Origin of the sequence: Paenibacillus sp. TAF43_2, assembly GCF_052113545.1 — a bacterium.
In the GTDB taxonomy this organism is placed as follows: Bacteria; Bacillota; Bacilli; order Paenibacillales; family Paenibacillaceae; genus Pristimantibacillus.
The window spans coordinates 1-19,940 of sequence record NZ_JBFRDK010000122.1; the positions used below are offsets into that span (position 1 = coordinate 1).

18 protein-coding genes are annotated in these 19,940 nt (G+C 46.8%); 4 read left to right on the top strand and 14 right to left on the bottom strand.

Annotated elements, in window-relative coordinates:
• Both AB4Z17_RS22565 and AB4Z17_RS22570 read right to left on the bottom strand, forming a co-directional pair.
• A partial coding sequence (locus tag AB4Z17_RS22565; RefSeq protein ID WP_441962192.1) for an ABC transporter substrate-binding protein occupies positions 1-1,276 on the bottom strand: 1,276 nt, incomplete at its 3' end.
• Positions 1,277-1,683: 407 nt separating this feature from the next.
• Positions 1,684-2,826, bottom strand: a complete 1,143-nt coding sequence (locus AB4Z17_RS22570) for a GntR family transcriptional regulator (RefSeq protein WP_430061718.1) — start codon at positions 2,824-2,826, stop codon at positions 1,684-1,686.
• Between the two features lie 135 nt (positions 2,827-2,961).
• Between AB4Z17_RS22570 and AB4Z17_RS22575 the strand changes: the two genes are divergently transcribed.
• Positions 2,962-5,559, top strand: coding sequence for a transglutaminase domain-containing protein (locus tag AB4Z17_RS22575; RefSeq protein WP_441962194.1), 2,598 nt, complete (start codon positions 2,962-2,964; stop codon positions 5,557-5,559).
• Here AB4Z17_RS22575 and AB4Z17_RS22580 read toward each other — a convergent pair.
• The 3 genes from AB4Z17_RS22580 to AB4Z17_RS22590 all read right to left on the bottom strand — a co-directional run bounded on the left by AB4Z17_RS22580 (position 5,534) and on the right by AB4Z17_RS22590 (position 6,867).
• Positions 5,534-5,758 carry a hypothetical protein gene (locus AB4Z17_RS22580; protein ID WP_076270045.1) on the bottom strand — a complete coding sequence of 75 codons (225 nt, stop codon included), beginning with the start codon at positions 5,756-5,758 and terminating at the stop codon, positions 5,534-5,536. The two genes, AB4Z17_RS22575 and AB4Z17_RS22580, sit on opposite strands and share 26 nt — an antisense overlap.
• Before the next feature lie 136 nt (positions 5,759-5,894).
• Entirely contained in the window at positions 5,895-6,215 is a 321-nt protein-coding gene (locus AB4Z17_RS22585; RefSeq protein WP_076270046.1) for a hypothetical protein, read from the bottom strand.
• A gap of 82 nt (positions 6,216-6,297) precedes the next feature.
• A complete protein-coding gene (locus tag AB4Z17_RS22590; protein WP_076270047.1) occupies positions 6,298-6,867 on the bottom strand; it encodes a xanthine phosphoribosyltransferase in 570 nt (189 codons plus the stop codon).
• Positions 6,868-7,133: 266 nt separating this feature from the next.
• Between AB4Z17_RS22590 and AB4Z17_RS22595 the strand changes: the two genes are divergently transcribed.
• Both AB4Z17_RS22595 and AB4Z17_RS22600 read left to right on the top strand, forming a co-directional pair.
• Positions 7,134-7,847: a hypothetical protein gene (locus AB4Z17_RS22595; RefSeq protein WP_441962195.1), complete on the top strand. Its 714-nt coding sequence runs from the start codon at positions 7,134-7,136 to the stop codon at positions 7,845-7,847.
• Between the two features lie 213 nt (positions 7,848-8,060).
• Positions 8,061-9,101, top strand: coding sequence for a YkvI family membrane protein (locus AB4Z17_RS22600; protein ID WP_441909830.1), 1,041 nt, complete (start codon positions 8,061-8,063; stop codon positions 9,099-9,101).
• Positions 9,102-9,125: 24 nt separating this feature from the next.
• Here AB4Z17_RS22600 and AB4Z17_RS22605 read toward each other — a convergent pair whose 3' ends face one another.
• From AB4Z17_RS22605 to AB4Z17_RS22615, 3 genes are read right to left on the bottom strand one after another with little or no spacing between them, the layout of a single operon-like run.
• Positions 9,126-12,446 carry an AAA family ATPase gene (locus AB4Z17_RS22605; RefSeq protein WP_441962197.1) on the bottom strand — a complete coding sequence of 1,107 codons (3,321 nt, stop codon included), beginning with the start codon at positions 12,444-12,446 and terminating at the stop codon, positions 9,126-9,128.
• Between the two features lie 55 nt (positions 12,447-12,501).
• Positions 12,502-13,788 carry a metallophosphoesterase family protein gene (locus AB4Z17_RS22610; protein ID WP_441962199.1) on the bottom strand — a complete coding sequence of 429 codons (1,287 nt, stop codon included), beginning with the start codon at positions 13,786-13,788 and terminating at the stop codon, positions 12,502-12,504.
• A gap of 32 nt (positions 13,789-13,820) precedes the next feature.
• Positions 13,821-14,948: a glycosyltransferase family 4 protein gene (locus AB4Z17_RS22615; RefSeq protein ID WP_339208561.1), complete on the bottom strand. Its 1,128-nt coding sequence runs from the start codon at positions 14,946-14,948 to the stop codon at positions 13,821-13,823.
• Between the two features lie 123 nt (positions 14,949-15,071).
• Here AB4Z17_RS22615 and AB4Z17_RS22620 point away from each other — a divergent pair, with 123 nt between their 5' ends.
• Positions 15,072-16,244, top strand: a complete 1,173-nt coding sequence (locus AB4Z17_RS22620) for a diguanylate cyclase (protein ID WP_441962202.1) — start codon at positions 15,072-15,074, stop codon at positions 16,242-16,244.
• A gap of 164 nt (positions 16,245-16,408) precedes the next feature.
• Here AB4Z17_RS22620 and AB4Z17_RS22625 read toward each other — a convergent pair whose 3' ends face one another.
• From AB4Z17_RS22625 to AB4Z17_RS22650, 6 genes are all read right to left on the bottom strand, one after another.
• Positions 16,409-16,663, bottom strand: a complete 255-nt coding sequence (locus tag AB4Z17_RS22625) for a DUF2164 domain-containing protein (protein WP_076270054.1) — start codon at positions 16,661-16,663, stop codon at positions 16,409-16,411.
• A gap of 4 nt (positions 16,664-16,667) precedes the next feature.
• Positions 16,668-17,459, bottom strand: a complete 792-nt coding sequence (locus AB4Z17_RS22630; RefSeq protein WP_441962203.1) for a PhzF family phenazine biosynthesis protein — start codon at positions 17,457-17,459, stop codon at positions 16,668-16,670.
• Entirely contained in the window at positions 17,456-17,938 is a 483-nt protein-coding gene (locus tag AB4Z17_RS22635; protein ID WP_441962205.1) for a hypothetical protein, read from the bottom strand. The genes AB4Z17_RS22630 and AB4Z17_RS22635 overlap by 4 nt, the downstream gene beginning before the upstream one ends.
• A 127-nt stretch (positions 17,939-18,065) precedes the next feature.
• On the bottom strand, positions 18,066-18,518 hold the full coding sequence (locus tag AB4Z17_RS22640; protein WP_076270056.1) for a GyrI-like domain-containing protein: 453 nt from the start codon (positions 18,516-18,518) through the stop codon (positions 18,066-18,068).
• 134 nt (positions 18,519-18,652) lie between these two features.
• The gene (gene hprK, locus AB4Z17_RS22645) at positions 18,653-19,561 is read right to left on the bottom strand and encodes an HPr(Ser) kinase/phosphatase (RefSeq protein ID WP_441909840.1); all 909 of its coding nucleotides are present in this window, start codon (positions 19,559-19,561) and stop codon (positions 18,653-18,655) included.
• Between the two features lie 42 nt (positions 19,562-19,603).
• A partial coding sequence (locus tag AB4Z17_RS22650) for an ABC-2 family transporter protein (RefSeq protein WP_441962206.1) occupies positions 19,604-19,940 on the bottom strand: 337 nt, incomplete at its 5' end.

Genomic DNA, 19,940 nt, shown 5'->3' on the forward strand with positions numbered 1-19,940 from the left:
CTGGAATGCCATAGTAGGAGATATACTCAATGTTGTCGGCCATCTGTTTCCGAGTATCGAGCGACTCTTTACTAGGGTAAGAAGTTTCCCATGACTCATTGGCTAGCTTTCTGCCCTCTTCATGAAGACTAATCTCATCAAGAATTTTCACAGCAACCTCAGCATTTTTCGAATATTTAGCTACCATGAACATATTGCCAAACGGTGTGTAGGAAACATAGCGATCAGCCTTAGGGCCTTTCGGGAAGAAAACATAACCAAGTTGTTGATCCTTCATACTATCGACAAACGTGCCAAGCTCCCAGCTGAATCCTGCATAGATAACGCCTTTTCCAGCGATGAATTCTTTCGCTGCATCCTCAGGAACCGGCTGCATGATCGATTTATCAGTGTTGTAGAGATCAGAAATGAATTGCAAGGACTCAATCGCATTTTCACTGTTCATAGCGAATTTATATTCTCCACTTGCATCCTTGTCCAGAGCCCCGTTGTTCGTGTAGACCATCTGCTCTGCAAATGCTTTAACTTTACCGTAAGCGCCGGTTACGCCAAATACATCTGTTTTTCCATCGCCGTCTGTATCCTTCGTAGCGGTTTTTGCAAATTCACGGAATTTATCCCATGTCCATTCGCCTTTTTGTTGAAGCTCGTATGGATCCTCTAGGCCAAGCTTCTGAACGAGCGTTTTGTTATAAAACATGCCGTACGGAGAAGGAGCTGAATCCGTCATCCCRTATTGCTTGCCGTCATAACTTCCTCCAACCTTCATCCAGCTAATATATTTCGGATCATTCAAATCCAAAAATTCATCAACTGGCTGAATGAACTGTTTGTTCACAAGTTGTGGAAACGCCCAGAAAAGCTCGATCCGAACGATATCCGCAAACGGTGTGCCTGAGAGAGAAGTCGTCGTAAAATTTTCAATATACTTTCCATAGTCGCCGAACTTTACAAATTCGATTTTTCCGTTATATTTTTTCTCCGCAGCTTCAATCAATTTGATTTGCGCTTCTTCTGCGGGACCTTTTTCTTCTACTAATCTTGGATCTGCTCCGTCGTACCAAACGCCGATTTTAATCGTCTGCCCTTTTAAATCGTATTTGTTCTCTTCCGGCGCCACAGTCGCTTCTGTTGTTGGTTCAGCATTTGTCGGAGAAACTGCATTCGTTTCTTTCCCTTGATTGCTGTTAGCACCATTTTTTCCGGAGCATCCTACAATTGAAACCATGAGTATTAATGCAATGACTGCAAACGAGCGTAATTTAAGCTTTTTCATTTAAAATCCCCCATCATTCATATTGGATTGAAATTTTAAAAAGACATGATTACGAAACGCTTTAACCAAGCTCTAGACAGAAATACCGAGCAGCCCTCCTTAACGGCATAATAAAACCAGTTATAAAGCGCTTACATTCTTCGCAAGCAAAAATAACCGATATATCCATTGTTGTACAATCGGTTCGTTCTCAAGGTGCATCACTTCAATTACAAACCGACTTGGCTATGTAATTAGATATACCTTTTAGCCTGCTTACAAAAGTTATTATAATCGCAATACTATTTTTTGTAAACAATGAATATACTTAATATAGTAAAATACATTATTGATTATACCAAATAAAAAAGCTGGCCATAATGGCCAGCTTTTTACATTAAAATGAATGACGCAGAACAATAGATTGCCTATACCGATTTGACCGAGGCTTGATCATCTACCGTCTGCATGCCAATGGACTCTCTTTCTACCACACGAACGGGAACCTGTAATTTTTGCGGTGAAAAATCAGCTCGTTCAATTCGATTAACGATTAATTCAGCCGCTTTACGGCCTATTTCGTTATAATCTTGGGCTACGGTCGTAAGCGGAACCTCTACATGCTGCGCAATGATATGATCGTCGAAGCCGGCAATTGAAAGCTGTCCTGGAACTTGCAATCCCATTTCAATCGCGTTTTTAAGAAGATCGACGGCAAGGTGATCATGCTCAACTTGAATCGCTGTTACCCCAGCCTGAATCAGCGAAGCAATCATTGATTTATAGAAGGTTTTGCTATTTGTTTCATCTACTTGTCTATAGAAATCCGAAACGATTAAGTCAGGATCAATCGGAATTTTGTAATCCTTCAGCGCATTGCAGTAGCCTTGATACCGGTCGCGCACCGAACTGCGAAATTCGATGCTGATGCTGGAAACAAAAGCAATTCGCTCATGGCCAAACTCAAGCAGCTGCTTCGCGATCTCATAACCGCCTTCAAAGTTATTTGAAGTAACGCTCGTAATCGGAATGCCTTCAAAGTACTGATCAATCGTCACAATCGGGTAGTCGTTCCAATAAATAGCATTAATCAAATCGATATTGCTAATAGTACTGATCGGATACAATATGATGCCGCTTGAACCGTTCTTAGGAATTCGAACGAGCAGTTCCTTCTCTTTGTCCCTGCTCCAATTGCTGTTATGAATGCTTAAATAATAACCTTTATCGTCCAAATAGTCCGATGCTCCGGTTATATAGTCCGATTCATGTGTCGCCATATAAGGAAGAATCATTGAAATAATCCGATTGGCATTTGAGGTGCCTGTATCGGATTCGATATAAATCTCTTGTTTTTTGACGAAGCTCCCGCTTCCGCGCTTCCTGTATATTAGGCCTTCCCGTTCCAGCTCGATTAATGCGCGCTTCGATGTAATGCGGCTAACCCCTGACTTCTCCGCCAATTCCACTTCTGTTGGAAGTTGTTGATCAGGCAAATATTCTCCCGATTTTATCTTTTCCTTGAGATCCTCAAGAATGACCATATACAAAGGTTTGTTATCGGACTGCATGTTCATTCACTTCCAGTCTATCCGTAATGCATTTCTTGTATTGATTATACCAAATCAATTCTTTATAATGCAAATTAAATATACCAACTTCATTCGAGTATACCTGCAGTATTTAGGAGAGGAATGATCATAATTATGAATTCAGAATGGACAACACAGGTTCTAGAAAAATTCGCCTACAAAAGGAGCCTAACCAGCTTGCGTGAAGAGCAGCTATTCAGCGTTTTTCAGCAGCCCTTAAGCGCGGATGAGCAGTTTGCGCTGCAATTTTTATATGCCTACATGCCTCTAAATGACTTAGCTGATTATAATGGTGAACTTTTTCTTAGCCATGTACGGGCTTCCCTTGCTATTCGGAATAAAGTGCCATGGGGCAGCACAGTGTCCGATCATTTATTTTACCACTTTGTTCTCCCATATCGGGTCAATAACGAGAACATCGAAGATATTCGAAACTTGCTGTTTAATGAATTGTTCGAGCGCGTTCGAGGTCTGTCCATGGAAGATGCCATTTTGGAGACTAACTACTGGTGCCATGAAAAAGCTACCTACATAGGAAACGACCAGCGCACCGTATCTCCTTTAACCATTATCCGTACCACCCTCGGACGCTGCGGAGAGCAGTCCACACTTGCAGTTGCTGCACTCCGCAGCATCGGAATTCCTGCAAGGCAGTGCTATACACCACGCTGGGCCCATTGTGATTCCAATCATGCTTGGGTGGAAGCTTGGGCTGATGGTCGATGGCATTTTCTCGGTGCTTGCGAGCCAGAAGCAAAGTTAGACCAAGGCTGGTTTAGCGCCCCTGCAAAAAGAGCTATGCTCGTTAATACGAGAGTTCCCTCCAACTATGCAGGCCCCGAGGAAATTACGCTGCAGCATCCTTGGTATACCGAAATTAATTTACTAGACAACTATGCCGTAAACAAGACCATTACGATCAAAGTACTTAATCAAGCTGGTTCCCCATCTAGTGCTAAGGTACACTTCCAGCTGTATAATTACGCAGAGTTTTCTACTATTGTGACAAAGACGACAGATCAATCCGGGCAAGTTACACTTACAACTGGACTTGGCAGCTTATATATACATGCTGTTGGCGAAGAAGGCTGGGGCTCTATACTTATCCATACGGGAGACGCGAACGAATTTACAATGGTTATGAGCAAAGAGGAAGTTCGAGGCGGCATTTCGGATATTGAGATGATCCCCCCGCCATCTGTGGACAGCAAGCTGACTTCAGCCGCCACTGAGCAGGAGAAACAGAAAAATAGTGAGCGAATTCAAGAGGGTTCCCAAATTCGTGCTGCATATGAAGCCACATTTGTTAGCTTGGAGCAGTCTTCTCAGCTAGCTGATCAGCTCTCCCTAAATGGAGATCGGGTATGGAATGTCCTTCAAAAAGCTAGAGGCAACAGCCATGAGATTTATGCTTTTTTACAAAATCAATCGCCTTTATATGGAGAATGGCCGCTTTTGCTGCTGGAATCACTTCATGAAAAGGATTTGACAGATACGTTTCAAATCTCGTTAGATGATCATCTACTTGGTTTTTTGCCGCTGATTGAAAGTCAGGATACCGATTTAGATAAATCTTTTACCAGCAAGTATCTTCTTTGTCCGCGTATACATTATGAGATGATTGCACCCTACAAGCATCGTTTCCAAGAGCATTACTCTGAGGCAGAAAAGGAGCTGTATCGCGGTCAACCTGAGGCCATGTACGAGCGGCTTGCCGGTGAATTTGATATTATCGAAGGCATGAATCATTATAACGGCTCTGCCACGCCGCTAGGCAGCTTTGAATTACAAAAAGGCGATCGGCTTTGCTTCCACATTCTTCTAATCGCGACAGCAAGAAGCATAGGAATACCAGCTCGCCTTGAACCAACTGATTTAAGGCCACAATACTTTATGCTAAGCCATTGGACTGACTTTTGTTCGGAGGGCACCTCAGCGCCAGCTCTAGGTTTTGTTCATTTCATCAAAGACATAGCAGCAGATGTAGAAGAAGCTGCCTATTTCCATAACTTCACGATTGCGCGCTTTACGAAGGGCATGTATCACACACAGATGCTCCCCTTTGGCAAAAAGGACGTATTCGACGCGCCAATCGAATTGGTATGCGGACAATATCGGTTAATAACCGGAACAAGACTTCCAAATGGTACTGTAAAGGTCCGGCTTGCTTATTTCGACATCTCTCCATCAGCTACAACAAAATTGACATTGAGCTTCCGCAGCAAGGATATGGAAATTCCAATACTAGCCTCACTCTCTGTTGATGCCATGGATAAGGAGTTATTCTATCCAAAGATTAGCATGAAAGCAGCCGTTCAGCCGCGCGGCGCAGTCATCGCTTGGATCGAGCCAGACCGTGAGCCTTCAAAACATCTGCTGAGAGAGCTTCGAGAGCTGGCTCCTGCATTTGAGGCATGGAATGGCCAAGTTATATTGACAGCGGGTGAAGATAAGCTGACCGCATCCTTCTCATTAGAACAAGATGCTGCCTTGCCCCGAAACGCTTCTTTCCACCTTGACCAGTCATACGCTGGCCTTAACCTCTTCCAGCCCTTGATCGTGCCGAAGAGGATGGAACAGTTTCCCATCCTGTTTGTTTTGGATAATATAGGACGAATCCGATACATGTCAGAGGGATACAAGCTCGGAACCGGCAAAGAAGCGCTGGATGCCATTCATGCGATTGCTAATTCTCATCAGGAAAAAGATTAAGCCGATCCTCGGATGCTGGTGTGTAGCTATATGTACGGCTTAGCTTCACTACTCGGCGATTTGGTCTGCGAATAACGACAGAGGACTCGTCCCATGCTACAACGATACCTTTAACGTCATTTGCTTCGATTGCATCTCTTACAACTCTTATCGTCTCACCGCTTACGCGATATTGATCCAATTGCTCTTCACTTATCATTGCAATTCCTCCTGCTTCTATTCTAACCCGTATGATTATTGAAAAACCTCAATGGATGCTTACGCATCACATTGAGGTTTACTTCAAAATATAAAATAATAATAAGGTTTAACTTATACTTATATCATTCTTTACGTTAACCTGCATGCTCTTTCGCGTCATTCGTTTCATACCACTCATCCAGCACGCGTGATGACATCACCCGTTTGCCGATATATTCGCCTTGACGGTCAGTGAATTGCTCCCGCCATTCAATAGACAATTCGTCGCAAAGCTTCACGATAGTGAGCAGCTCTGACCACGCGACATAACGTTTGTACCAGAAAAATTGCGGATGCTCAATCATATAAGGATATAAATCATCAAATTCCGTATGTTTACAATCTAGTGCACGCTCAAAGTGGACTTTAGCATCGCTTAGCTTTGTATACATAAACTCTGCAGACATTTCCCCCATAGTATGTGCCTCCCCTCGATCACTTCTGTACCATTATAAGCGATAATGCCGGATGCGAAAAGAACATTTGTACTGGAACTTATTACTCAAATTTAATTTCGCCGTTATCAAGCGATGAAATGCGAACGAGCGGCTCCACACGAATTCCTTGTTCCCGCAATGTTCTTCCTCCAGCTTGAAATGACTTCTCGACAACGACGCCAAGTCCAACTAAAGCTGCTCCCGAGCGCTGAATAATTTTTATCAATCCACGCGCTGCATCGCCGTTGGCAATAATGTCATCAATAAAGAGTACCCGATCTTCAGCCGTTAGAAACTGTTTGGACACCATAATATCAGTCACCATTCCCTTTGTAAAGGAAGGAACACGTTCCACATATGCATCCGGATCAGCAATTAATGTCTTCTTGCGGCGAGCGAAAACGAGCGGTACTCCTAGAGTATATGCGGTTGCAAAGGCCGCCGGTATTCCCGACGACTCCACCGTTATCACCTTCGTAATTTGCTCCTCCGCGAAGCGCCTTGCAAACTCTTGTCCCATTTCCATTGTCAATGCTGGGTCGACCTGGTGGTTGATCAAAGCATCCATCCGCAGTACATTGCTAGACAATACGGATGATTCTGCTAAAATACGTTGTTTTAAACTTTCCATCTTTCATTACCTCCACCAAAATCCTTTTTGATACCGTACCATAGGTCAGGCAAAAAGTGCAACCCTATTGAAGGGATCGTTTTTAATCCCAAAAAAATCTAGCGAATTCGAGCGAGAAATTTCATATCTACAGTAAAATAGAGAAACTTTTACCACATTTTACACGTCTAATTTAATAACATAACTTTTGAACGAATTTAGCTGAACATTTATAAATATGGTTCATTATACCGATGATATTTCCTATAGGGAAAGGAGTGTAAACCTTGAAAACCAATCGATTATTTACGAAAAAAGCAGTTATGCTCGCGGCAACTTCAACGCTTGCCTTATTGCTTGCCAGCTGCCAGAGCGCATCGACAACTACGCCTGATACTTACACGGATGACACAGCTCCTCTTCTGACCAAGCAGACGAGCAAGCCTAACAGCCCTCAAAACTCTTACTCTGAGCTAACGGAAAATGAGATTCAAATGGACGAGCCTCATGTGAACAAAGTGGATACGAGCAGCAATACAAACGCTGAAACCTCAGCAGTCAGCAAGTCAGAGAATCCCAAAGCGCCGGTAAAAACCGAAAGTGAAGATGCATTGTGGCAAGCAGACGCGCCACTTCTCCATGGCGTAGCAATTGGCGATACCCATGCTTCGGTTGTTAAGCAGTTTGGCAATCCGCAAGACAGCTACAAGCTTGAGGAAGAGACGGATCCTGTTACCGTGCTTGAATATGATGGATTTGCAGTTGGAATCAATGCTAAGAAAAAAACGCAATTTATTGAGCTTTTTGAAAAAAACATTCAAGCCGGCCTAAGCGGCCTGCAAATTGGCGACAATCCGGAAGCTGCATTGCTTGCACTTGGCAAGCCTGAGAAGCAAACCGCCTATTTGCTCACTTACAAAGCAAACAAAGCGCTCCTAAAGCTGGATCTTGACCCCGAGCATAACGAAATCATTTCCATTAAGCTTCTCGCTATCAGCTAGACAGAATTTAGCATGCGTGACTAATGTAAAGAGCAAACCAAGGCTGCCATTGAAGGAAATACACCACAGCACTACCGCCGCTGCTAGAATTAAGGCCCTCTCTGCTTCTAAATATCCCGTAGAAAATCGTAATATTTTGAAAAAAGTCATGCCTGTCCCCGTTTGGACATACCTTCTAATTATAGAGGGTTATCGAACGGAGGACGGTAGACGATGTGGAAACGTACTGGGAAGGTATTGCAAATCGCTTCAACTTACATGGGAACAATCGTGGGGGCCGGTTTTGCCACCGGCCAAGAAATACTTCAGTTTTTTACCCGCTTCGGTTACTGGGGTACGGTCACGATTGTTATATCTACCATTTTGTTCATTTGGCTAGGCACCAAGATGATGCTCATTGCAAGTGAAATTAGAGCAAAGTCGTACGAAGACTTAAATAAAGCATTGTTCGGCGACAAATATGGACGACTTATCAGCCACTTTATGTTAGTCGTACTCCTTGGCGTAACCGCTGTTATGCTCGCAGGTGCCGGCACCATCTTTTATGAGCATTGGAATATTTCTTATCAATCAGGTCTGCTTATTACGATTGCCGCTTGTTATTTTTTGCTGCGCAAAGGAATGAATGCTATTCTGACGGTCAATGCGATCGTCGTCCCTGTTATGCTGCTGTTCACTGTACTCATCATCATCAATACATTTCAAACGCCAGGCGCAGACAAGTTCATTACTTTATCAAGCGACCATTCCATCTGGGCCGCTTGGGCTTCACCTTTTTTATATACCGCCTTCAACCTCTCGATGTCGCAAGCTGTGCTTGTGCCGCTGGGAGCAGAAATCCGTGACCGCAAGGTCATTATTGCTGGCTCATGGGTCGGAGGAATCGGAATTGGGTTCATGCTGCTGGCTGGTCACATCGCGCTTTCCGTTCATATGCCAGGCATTCAACAATTCGCAATACCGATGGGCGGGATTGCTCGGCAGCTAGGGCCTAGCGTACAGTTTATTTACGTTTTCATTATTTTCGCTGAAATCTTCACGACACTCATTGCAGACATTTACGGCCTCACCCTTCAGCTTCATGAGCGTTTGAAATGGGCTCGGAGCTTGATTGTTCTTCTTATACTCGCGATTTGTTATGTAGCCAGCCAAATCGGATTTGGTCCGCTGCTGTCAACTCTTTATCCGTTATTCGGCTTGGTCAGCTTGGGCTGGCTCATCTTAATTATCCGCAAACGTGTTACTACTCATTAGAGAGCATTTGGCTGCTTGCAACCATCAAATTTGTACGAGTAACGCACCCTCGCAATGCTCAAGCATTGCGTCTCGAACATGCTCATGACAAGTCATAACGATAATTTGCCTTTCACTCGATAATGATGCGAGCAGCTTGGTTACTGCATGCAGCCTGCCTTTGTCGAAATTAACAAACACATCATCCAGCATAAGAGGAAGCTTCGATCCACTTGTTGCTTCCTCCGCCAAAGCAAGGCGCATCGCCAAATAAACCTGCTCCGCTGTTCCTCTGCTTAACATTCCGCTGTCGATGAGACGGTGCTCCGCTGTTTCCAGCCTGATTCCCGGTTCGCCCGGCGTTGTAAGTACCCGAATATATTTGCCATCTGTCAGCTCCATCATATAACGCGACGCATTGCGAAGCACGACAGGCTGACGCTCTTCTTCATAAACACGTTTAGTTCGGCTAATTAATGCTGCGCTAATAGAAAGGACCGCATACCGCTCTGCATCCTTCTCGATCTGGGCAACCGTCATCGCTTTATCAGAAAGCAGCCTTTGATGCTCCTCTTCCTGCAAAAGATGGTCTAGCGACTGCCGCACTCTCCCCCGCTTTTCAAGCTGCTCCTGCTTTTGCCGCTCCAGCTCTTTCAGCTCCGACTGCGACTCCAAATGCAGCTGCTGCAGCTGCTCTTCATCATAGCTGCCAAACAAATGCTCGAGCTCGGAAATTCTCTCCGCTGACATGCCAGCCGTTATTTCCAACGCAAGCTTCGACAACTCAAGCTCAAGCGCTGTCCATATGCTATGATGCGAAATGGCAAGCTCATATTGGGCTTCACTTGATAGACCAGCCGCTTCCACTGTTTTCAACACTTGGCTCTCTAGCTCAAGCTGCCGGGATTCAGCAGCCTGCTGCGCCATGCGCAGCTCATCGCGGCGCGCAATAATAGCGCGCGCTTCTTGTTTGGCTGCAGCATGGCGGCGAATTTCGGCATGCAGCAGGCGCAGCGCGAGGGCTGGATCAGCAGCCGCCGCTGCGGCCGCTTCCTTGAAATGCCCGCACAGCTTCGCTGCTTGCGCAGCGAATGCAGCCAGCTGTTTGCCTGCGGCGGCTTGTTTCGCCGACAGCCGGTCATAATGCTGCAGCCGCTGCAAAGCTTGCTCGGCAAGCTCGAATGCTTCGAGCGCAGCGGCCGGCGACATTCCCGCCGGCAGTGAGCGAGCTGCAAGCCAGTCAGCCCACTGATGGGCGATGGCTTGCCTTGCTTGTGCAGCAGCGGCGGCAGCCTCGCTGCGTCCTGCAGCGTGCGCGCGCAGCCGCTCTAGGCGGCGGGCGAGCTCGCTGCTATGGTCGATGAGGCGCTCGCTGCGCTGCAGCGCCTCGAGACGGGCTTCGACTGCGGCGCGCAGCTGTGTGCGCGCTTGTTCCGCTGCGAGCAGATGCTCTGGCGAGCTGAAATGCTTTGCCGCAAGCAGGGCAGCCGCTGCCTCTTGCGGATTATGTACAATCATCTCTAAAGCTTGATGCACGCGTTTCTCTCGTTCATTAAGTTCCGTGCCAGTGAGCGCAGCTGCTCCGCTGCGCCCTCGCGAACGTCCGCGTCCACGCAGCTGATCACTGCTCTCGCCTGCTGCTGCATTCCCAGCACCGCGACTCCGCAGCAGCGCCATAACAACAAACGCAAGCGCCGCTCCCGCCAGCGCCAGCGCAGCAATACCTGCACCGCGCCCTGCTCCGCCAAGCGCGGCAGCTCCAAGCGCCAGCGCGGCTCCGCCCGCTCCTGCCGCCGCAGCCCACCAAGGGCCGGCTCCGCCTCGGCCCGAAGCTGCCGCGCCGCGGCCAGCCGACTCGCTCTCGCTTGCGGCTGCAGCGGCTCCGGCAGAGCGCGCCCGCTCGAGCTCCCACTCGCGCAGCGCGCTATCGAGGGCGTTCCACGCCCCCTTCAGCGCATCTCGCGTGCGCGGCAGCACCTCAAATCCGGTGCTGCCCTCCTGCTCGCTGCGCTCCTTCTCCCGTGCGGCGGCTGACCTCGCCTCCTCCAAAGCGATAGACGCTTCCTGCTCCTGCTGCTTAAGCGTCTCAAGCTCAGCCGCGAATCGCTCCTCTCCTCGCGCGTGCTCCAGCTCCTGCTGCCTGGCGCTGCGCACAAAGTCACGATCGGCTATCGTAACATGAAGCTCCCTAAGTTGACGCTCCGTCCATTCCGGCGCGATGCTGGTAACGAGCCTCGCAATCATCTCATCATGCTCGCGCAGCTCTGCTTCCAGCTCTATGCTGTCCTGCTTCAGCTGGCGCATGCTCTCAGCTGCCTGAAGCAGTGCTTCCGTCTCATCTCCAATACGAAGAAGCTGCTCATCATAACTTATCGCTTCAAGCTGCAGCTCCATCAGCAGCGCTTTCTGCCTTTGCTTCTCAGCTTCCTCGCGCAGCTCAGCTCTTTGCCTTTGCAGCTCGTCCCATTCCTTCTCCGCATGCGGTGACAGCTCTGCAGCGTAGGCGAATTGCTCGCGCTCAATCATCAGCTGCTGCTTGCGAATCCACAATGGCCTAGTGGTGCAAGCTTTATGAAGCAGCATTTGCTTTGCTTCTTTTGCTGGCAGCTCCAATTCCAGCTGCTGCAAGAATGCATCCAGCTGGCCCGTCTGCTGCGTCAACTGATTGTAGGAGACAATGGCATCTGCGCGCTTGCGAAGCTGCGCATCTATTTGCTCAAGCGTTTTCAAATGCTGATTAATTTGTTGATTAGCTCCGCGTGGCTTAAAGAGAAGGTCCATTTCCTGTGCTAAACGCTTCTCAGCTGCTGCTATCGATTTTCCGTTGTCCCACCCTGCTTGATACAAATATTGTCCAAGCTCTTCTCCCGACAACGCGCCGATTTCTTGCAGTTCAGTCAGCGTAATAGCGAACAATTGTCGATACAGCTTTTCGCTAATGCCTCCTAAAAACTGCCGTTCCCATTCCGTTTGTGTGAGTGCTGCTTCTTCGAGTGAATTATCTGCTGCAGCAATGACGCTAATGAATGGATCATTTAACAATTCGTCATTGCCAGCTGCAAGGCTTAGAGCGCGCAGCTTAAGCTTGCCTAATCCGTCAGCCGCGTATCGCTCAACAACGTAGGCTTCATCTTCTGCACTTTGAAAAAACATCCGACCGCCATGCTTGCCGCCATTCACCGGTTCTTGCCGCTCATTCGACTGTCCGCGTTTGGCAAAACCAAAAAGCATCGATCGAATAAAGCCGAACATCGTGCTTTTTCCCGCTTCATTTGGACCATATACGATAATGACCGCCGCATCGAGCGGTATTTGCTTCCTATATAGCTGTCCGAAACCGTCAATTTCAGCCTTCAAAAGCTTCATGTTTCCTGTCATCTCCTATAGGCTTTTGCAGATACAAGCTGCACTCGCCCTATCATCATCCGCCACGTTCATGATCATGAAGCAAACCAAGCGTCAGCTCGCGCGCTTGCTCTAGCCAGCGCTCGGGAGGCTCGTCCCATTGGTTAAACATAAGTCTGCCAAGCTTCGCATGCCCTGCTGCAGGGCTCACAGCATTTTTGGCAAAATCCTGCCATAACTTCTCATCCTCCGTTAATGCTGCGCTAAATCGAACGAGCTCTCCGGTAAAGCTGTCTTCCACCGCCAGCTCCTCCCAGTTGATCGCAGCCCCTGTATTCACCTCTAGGCCATGCACGAAGATCCATGGTTCAGCAGACGATATCGCCCTGCCCTCCTGCAACTGCTCAAGCAGCGTTCGAACAATCGCTGGCTCCGAGAGCTTCTGATGCAGCAGCCCGCGACCTGTCAAACAAAGTCGAAGCATAACCGAGCGGCCTTCCGCTTCAGCTAATATTGTGTCAAGTAGACCTTCCAATTGCTGCAAAAGCTCCTGTTCTGTACTCAGCTCAGAGATGGAGCAGTCATACTCGTGCCACCTGACTTCATCCAGCGGCAAAAAGGTCAGCTCTACCGCTCTTGCAGCGGTTACCTCCACCAAGTAACAGCCCTTAGCCCCTACTTCACGCGGATTTCTTCCTTGTGTGTTGCCTGCGTATACGACATGAGGGTATTCATGCAGCACCCTTCGTTTATGGATATGGCCTAGCGCCCAATAATCGAAGCCCTTGCCCCCGATAAGCTCGCCCAACGAGCATGGCGCATACGGGTCATGCGTTCCATCGCCATCAACATTTCCGTGGAGCAGCGCGATATGAAAGGGCGCTTCTTGCTGTATTTGATAAGCCGCAGCTATATTTTCCGAGACGACGCGTTTTCCGTATGACCTGCCGTAAACAAATGCAGCCAGCTCACCGTTAGTACGGTAAGCCGGCCGATATTCCATTTGATCCGCTCCAAATATATGCACGTTTGCCGGCAGTTCTAAGTCTGCTCGCTCGCCATTTAACGGGTCGTGATTTCCATGGATCACATATACGGATATTCCGTGCTCCTGCAGCTTTTGCCACTCTCGTACGAGCATGAGCTGTGCCCTGAGCGAACGATCTGCTTCATCGAACAAATCGCCAGCCAGCACGATAAAATCCACCTGCTTGCGTATGGCGGTCTGCGTTAGCTGACGCAGCGCTGCAAAGGTGGACTCGCTGAGCACCTCTCTCACCTGATCCGGAGCCTTCGCAAGCCCTCGGAAAGGGCTGTCTAAATGCAAATCTGCTGCATGGATAAATCGAAAAGGTACCGACATTTTATAACCGCCTATTCCGATAGAATGAGCCGTTATTCCGGCTTCATATGAATATAAACTTTTTTCAGCTGTGCAATCACTCGTTGAAGTGAATATACCTTTTTGGCTTTATCCGAACCAGACCTTGCCAGATGATAACGATAAGTGGGATCGGTTACGACCTTCTCCAGCGCATCAGCAAGAGCTGTCGCATCTTCCGGCGGTACTAACAATCCATTAACGCCATCTTCGATTTGCTCGGCAATGCCTCCTACATTCGTGCCGACAAGCGCAAGCGAGCATAAAGCAGCTTCTGCGAACACAGAGCCGAAGGCCTCAGCGCGAGAAGGCAATACAAATACATCAAAAAACGGCATAAACTCTTCCGGATGCAGCATATAGCCGTAAAAGATAATATCATCATACAAATCAAGCTCAACTGCTAATGCTTCAAGCTCCTCGCGAATCGGTCCATCGCCAATGATATGAAGAACAAACGGATGACCCTTCTGTTTAAGCTCTGCGCATGCGCGCAGCAGAACATCAAGTCCTTTGGCAGGGACAAGCCTGCACACCGTAATGAGCTGCGTTACCGCATTCTCGTGGGATATCGGTTTAAATCGTTTCTCGTCAAAACCATTTGGAATAACCTTTATTTTCTCTGGATGCTTGATATGAGGAGCGATATAGGTACGGAAGGACTCGGAAACGGTCAGCAATTGATCCGCCTTCGCTTCCAGCTCGCCATAAAGACTCATAAGAAATCGGTGTTCAGGTCCACCCTCTTTAATCTTGCCGTTTAGAATAAGCTCCCGTTCATAGCTGGAATGGATCGTCATCGCAAGCGGAGTATCTGGAAATAGCTGCTTCATGACAAGCCCAGCAATGGGATGATGCGCATGTATAATATCGTATGGCTTTTTGATGCGCATCTTTGTCCACCATACGTAATCTTTATACGTTTGAATATATTTATCGACCATTACATTTCCGCTGTAGATCGTGTGATCAAAGGTTTCGAATGTCACTTCTTCCTGCCCTTTGCTTCTTACCCGCTTAGGCAGAGAGAACAATTCCATTTGCCAACCAAACTTAATGAACCTATCTTGAATATACGGGATCATGGAAGAAACTCCGCCCGGCTGCTCCGGTGGAAAAAATAACGCTTGTAAAATATTCATGTGTCCCATCCTTTCAACGTAAAACCTGTATTCCAACTATTCGTTCACCGTAAAACATGATATATTAGAACATATGTTTCTGTAAAGCTATTGAAACTAATACTAGATAACGGTGGGTAACTCATGACTCTTACACAATGGCTTTCAGGCCCAAATGGACAACTGCTCTCTTCATCGGCGGTCATCGTCATTCTGATCTTAATGCTCTTCATGTCGGTTCGGCTTTATGTAAGCTACCGCAACAAACGAATTTATCGCTTGCTCATTACAGCCATCCCAATCATTATTATTAAGCAATGCCTGCTCGTCGTGCTCGCTTATCCAGGCTGGTCATTATCACCATTTCTACATTTAGCCTTTACCATACTTCAAATCCTATCTTTTATTATTATAAACTTTGTTTTCATGAAATTATATACTCATCGAACGGCACAGCTTAAAGTCATTCCCTTTATCATTATGAGTATGATGACATTCGTTATTGCAGGCATACAATTTGCGATTATGCCCAATTCAATGGACACGGTCGTTCATGCGCAAGCTTTTACATATCCCGCACTCGATTTCTATGGTTTGATCGTTATTTTCATGATTATGCTTGATACAAGAAGCGCCCATATGAGCTCCAAATATTACGCGAGCTTAATCGTTTTTTTTGCAAGCGAGCTTGCTAGGCTGTCGAATGCCTATGTATTTCATGGCTCATTGAATTGGTTGCTGACGATTAGCCAGCTGCTTCCAATTGTGTATTATACCCTGTTGTTTATCCTCTTGTTCGAGTGGGTAATCGAGAGGTTGATGTTTACCTATCAATCGTCTATTATGGATGGCTTGACTGGATTGTATAATCGGCGCCATTTCTCTTCGAAGGCGGAGCAGCTGCTCCAGAGCAACAAGCCGATGGCTATTATTTTTTGCGATATCGACAACTTCAAGAAATTGAATGATACCCATGGCCACCATAAAGCCGATGGCGTACTGAAGCAGGTTTCCGAGATTATTAAGGAAGAATCGAGCGGCATTGGATCAGCGGGCCGTTATGGCGGAGAAGAGCTGCTAAGCTGCATTAGCACGGAGCGGGTAAAACCTGAAATTGTAGCTGAATCCATTAGGCGCAGAGTTGAGCAGGAAACGATGGTTACGATAAGCGTCGGCTTCAGCACCTCCAAAGAAAGCAAGGTTGTTCAAGAAATGATTAAGCAGGCTGACGAAGCGATGTACTATTCCAAAACGACGGGCAAAAATAAAGTAACCCCGTTCAAATCATCAGCTGCTTCCAAAAAATCAAAAGCATAAACAATGAAAAGGCACTGATCATAAGGCTTAAAGCCTTGATGATCAGTGCCTTTTTTTTGTTTGCTTCTGAGAAAAGCGTAAGTACTCAATATTCGTCATATGCTTACCATTTTCAATAGCTGTCCTGCTTTCTCGCTGTACCTAACAGCTGCCAAACCCTATTGTTATCGCTTTGCCGCAGTTGGCTTCTCTAATGAATAAAGCTCGTCTTCCAGCGTTTGCATCCGCTCAAGCACCGTTTGGCGAGCATCTTTAATCGCATGATTATAAACATGCGGCCCAACCGCTTGTATCATAAAATCAAGCAGCTGCTCCGCCGCAATCGATCCAAGCGTCTCCGAACGCTCCAGCTCAAAATACTGCTGAATGCTAGCAATCAACTGCTCCTTCTGCTCTTTTGGCAGCTTCAACATTAACATATTATTAACCCTCCAATTGTCCTCTCAGAATGGTCACTGCTTGTCCTTGCAAATACACTCGTTCGCCTTCCGGTCTTACCTTCACAATCCCTCCGCGCTCCGATGCCTGATAGCCAGTTAACTCCTGCTTGCGGAGCCTCTTCGCCCAATATGGCGCGAGCGCGCAGTGGGCCGAGCCCGTTACGGGGTCTTCATCGATCCCTGTACCAGGAAAAAAAGCCCGAGATACAAAGTCATACGCAGCATCTGTTGAACGGCTTGTAACGATAATTCCGCGGGCGCTCAGACGGGCAAGCATCCCAAAGTCAGGCCGCAGCGTACGCAGTGTATCCTCACTGTCTACCTCAACAAAATAGTCCATTCGATTGCGGCCAACATATCTCGGAATGAGACCCAGACCCTGAATGAGCTCCTCAGGTGCAACAGCTGCTTCCGGCGGCTCGGAAGGGAAATTCATCTCCATCCAGTCCCCTTTATGCACAGCGGTCAATAACCCGCTTTTCGTCATAAATCGTGCCGTTTCGTGCTGTGGCAGTCTTCCTGTTTCCCATAATATATGTGCTGTCGCAAGCGTAGCATGTCCACATAAATCAATCTCAGCAATCGGTGTGAACCATCTTAACTCATAATGCTCTGCTCCCTGCTTAATAAATGCCGTCTCTGAGAGATTCATTTCCGCTGCCACCTGCTGCATCCAGCGTTCAGACTGAGGCTCGTCTACAATGCAAACAGCGGCAGGATTGCCTTTGAATTTTTCATTCGTAAATGCATCTACAATATATAACGCATAATTCATTTTTCCAACATTCCTTTCTTAATCCATGTCACGCCAAACAACGAAAGTACAGCGCCATATAAGAGATGACCAAGCAACCACCAAATCAGCGCTTGTACATCGCCAGTTGCTGGAGTACGCTCTGATAGCTGTGTAAGTGGAATCCACGTACAGCATGCGACTGCTATACTCATGCCAAGGCTTAGTCCTATCGGGGCTCTCCAAAGCGACAACAGGGATAAATAAATAATACCGAGTGGAAGTGCAACAACCATATGAAGGATAAATTCAAGCGTCTCCGTTCGTTTATAAGGCAGCCCTTCTATGAAATCAATATTAAGAAGCAATACATATACCGCTGATCCGGTAAGGTGCTCAAGCAGCTTCATCGTAAAGCCTAACACGATTCCACTCACAGCACCAGCCGCAATACCAGCAATAACTAGCTTGCTGGCATACTGCCGAAACGAGTGCCTATTCCCATCTCTCATAGCTGACATTTGAAATCCTCTTCTCTGAATCTGTTTCAATCACAAACAAAAAAGTGCTTGCTGTCACAAAATGATCCGGCTCGAATGTTATCCATTCCATACTCCGATTCGTTTGCGTGCAAGCACTTCATATAGGTTATCCTTTGAGCGGAATAAGCAGCTCTACCGGCTCTTCCTCCAAATGATGCTCGTCAATATAAAACAACTCCAGCGATACGGCGTTTTCTTGCTTCTCTAGCCGCAGCTCATTTATCCAAGCATGAAGCTGCTCGTACCCTTCGCCGATTCTTTTATTGGAGCAAGCGACCATCGCATAACGATGTTCAGGAATCGTGAATTGTACCATACCAGGAGGCAATTCCTCCAGATGCTGGACTTCATAACAAGCCCAGTAGGTAGCAAACACTTCATTGCCGAAGTACGGACTGTACAATACGGTCGATTTTGTTGCATCATTCAACTCGTGCTTGCGTGTCAAAAACTCGGTCTGCAGCCGAATCGCTTCATCCGGAAAGGATGAATATGGACCGCAGTAGCTGATACCCGCCAAATGAAGCGCAGGTTTTGTTACGATTGAGCAGTTTTCCACGCGATTTCCTCCTTCGAATCTGTCAGGACTTGTGCGCTAGGATGAGCTTTCTCTGCCCATAGTGTAACATGATTTGCAAGTATTTGGATAGTCGTTTGCATGTTAATCCTTTATCGGGATTATTGACAAAGCCGCTAGCCTTGCTCCAGCCGTTTCATAAATTCTTCTACTGCACTATAGCCTTGCTGCTTTAAGTACCAATTATTCGCGGCTGCCTCAATTAAACCTGCAACGTCTCTGCCCGGCTGCACTTGGATTTCAATATGAGGAATTTTCACGCCCATATAATCTGTAAATTTGGTTTCCAGCTCTAAATCATTATTGAGTTCATTATCACGCCACTTCGTTAATTCAATATCGAGTACAATTCTCGTCTCGTCTTGAAACGCTTGTCTGCCATACAATCTCACAACATTAATAAGGCCAATGCTGCGCAGAGCTAGAAACTCCTTTGTTTTCTCATTATGCGTGCCAAGCAGCGTTTGGGAGCTCAGCTTTTTTAGTACAACGATATCATCAGCAACTAACCTAGAGCCCCGTTTGATGAGCGTATGGGCTGTTTCGCTTTTGCCAATGCCTGACTTGCCGCGCAGCAGTACGCCAATGCCAAGCACATTTAAGCAAATCCCATGAATCGATATTTCCGGAGCAAGCGTTTTGAGCAGATAAGCATCCAGCATGCCAAGCAATTGCACCGTTGGAAGCTTCGTTCGCAGCAAAGGAATGCCTTCTTGATCGCAATATTTGGTCAAATATTTTAGACCTTCCTGACCCGCAGTAACTACAAAGCAAGGCGGATGATATTTAACAATATTGCCAATATGATGATTTCGTTCTTCTTCACTTAAGGAGTGCAGGTATGTAATTTCCTTCCTGCCCAAAATTTGAACATGCTCCTGTGGGAAAAAATCGTAATATCCAACAAATTCAAGTCCTGGTCGATAGGCTCTTGCTTTAGCAATCTGTCGATCGAGCTTATCGGCTCCCGCTAATATTTCTAATGATAATTGCGCTGCTAATTCCCGTACCGCTATTGATTTCATAACATTACGCTCCTTTGCTGTTATCATAAAGTGCTGTTCATATTAAGAGCCTGTCGAGCGATAATGACGAACACCGATGTTCCATACAAGCAGACAAGGCAAAATAAAGAGGATGCCAGCTATTGGCGAAATCATATAGAGCAGTTCACTCCCAGAGGTTCTGTCTAACAAGTAGAGCAAAGGCAAATAATTGACACTTCCGAAAGGGATGACGAACGTAAAAAAACGAGTCACCCATTTCTTGTAAATGCTTAACGGATACTGGGCCATCTCTCGCCCTCCATCCGTAAATATATTTGCAATCTCAAGACCTTGAATCGTCCAAAAACACATCGTTGCAGCGAGTATAAAGATACCAGAGAAAACAAAGACACCGCTT